Source organism: Streptomyces sp. ADMS, from assembly GCF_033441795.1.
Classification (GTDB): domain Bacteria; phylum Actinomycetota; class Actinomycetes; order Streptomycetales; family Streptomycetaceae; genus Streptomyces.
In genome coordinates this window covers 1-1,016 of the sequence record NZ_JAVFVX010000336.1, presented here as the reverse complement: position 1 = coordinate 1,016, position 1,016 = coordinate 1, and the positions used below count along the sequence as shown (strand labels likewise).

The window sequence follows — 1,016 nt, the reverse complement described above, 5'->3', positions numbered from 1 at the left end:
GCGAGTCGTTCGTCACCAGGGGCGGGATGCCGAGCTTCTTGCCGATCTCCAGGAGTCCGTCGCGGACCCGGTGTTCGATCTCGATGCCGTGGTCCATCAGCTCCAGGAAGTACCGGTTCTTGCCGAAGATGTCCTGGTACTCGGAGGCCGCCTTCAGCGCCTCGTCGAACTGGCCCAGCCGCAGCCGGGTCTGGAGTTCACCGGACGGGCAGCCGGTGGAGGCGATGAGCCCCTCGGACCACTGGGAGATGGTCTCCTTGTCCATGCGCGGCCACTTCTGCAGCCAGCCCTCGGCGTACGCGTCCGAGGAGAGCCGGAAGAGGTTGTGCAGGCCCGTCGCGTTGGCCGCCCAGATCGTCTTGTGCGTGTAACCACCCGAACCGGACACGTCGTCGCGCTTCTGGTGCGGCTGGCCCCACCGGATCTTGCGCTTGTTGCGCCGCGACTCGGGCGCCACATACGCCTCGATGCCGATGATCGGCGTGACCCCCGCCTTCTTGGCGGTGTGGAAGAAGTCGTAAGCCCCGTGGAGGTTGCCGTGGTCGGACATGGCGATATGGGTCATGCCCATCTCGTTGCACGCGTTGAACATGTCCTTGAGCCGCGCGGCACCGTCCAGCAGCGAGTACTGGGTGTGGACGTGCAGGTGCGTGAACGGCGGCTTTGACACGGCGTGGCCTCCATGGAAAACACTCGGCGACAGGCTGCGGGCAGTCTGGGGGGACAGCGACGAAGTCTATGCCTCGGCACTGACAGCGGGAGGTGTCTCCCCCGTACCTTCGTGGGTGGGTCACGGGCACTCCGGCGTACCTTCGGACGTTGGAGGGGCGACGGAGTGATCCGTCCCGCCGGGCGGTCCGTCCGGCCCCATTCGTCTTGCACCACCTGCACCAGGAGGCACCCAGCGATGTCGGTTCCGCAGCTCAGCGCCGAGCACCGCGGCGAGGAGATCCTCACCGTGTTCGACACCGCGTTCGGCGAGCTCCTGGCCGCCGATCCGGCCGCGTTCCGCGTGA

1 protein-coding gene is annotated in these 1,016 nt (G+C 66.9%); it reads right to left on the bottom strand.

Annotated features, from left to right (window positions below):
• The coding region (locus RB628_RS40855) for a PHP domain-containing protein (RefSeq protein ID WP_318325701.1) at positions 1-670 on the bottom strand (670 nt) is incomplete at its 3' end.
• Between the last annotated feature and the right edge of the window lie 346 nt (positions 671-1,016).